At 44.5% G+C, this 238-nt stretch carries 1 pseudogene; it reads left to right on the plus strand.

What is annotated here, in order from left to right:
• Window positions 1–128: 128 nt before the first annotated feature.
• A pseudogene (locus R2R70_RS22970) lies at window positions 129–238 on the plus strand (U32 family peptidase); the annotation flags it as partial.

The following is a 238-nucleotide window of genomic DNA, read 5'->3' on the forward strand; positions in this document are numbered from 1 at the left end:
TATGAAATTGCTGCTACCACCAATACAACTTTAACTGCCTTAAATCAAAAATTGTCGCAGCAAGGTTAACTAAAATCCCGGTTCGTTAACATTTTTGCGTTTTGATAGCGCAACCTTCAGGAAAAATTATGGAGCTGCTCTGCCCTGCCGGAAATCTCCCGGCGCTTAAGGCGGCCATCGAAAACGGCGCAGATGCTGTTTATATCGGGCTAAAAGATGATACCAATGCCCGTCACTT

The organism is Cobetia sp. SIMBA_158, from assembly GCF_046566945.1.
Taxonomy (GTDB): domain Bacteria; phylum Pseudomonadota; class Gammaproteobacteria; order Pseudomonadales; family Halomonadaceae; genus Cobetia; species Cobetia amphilecti.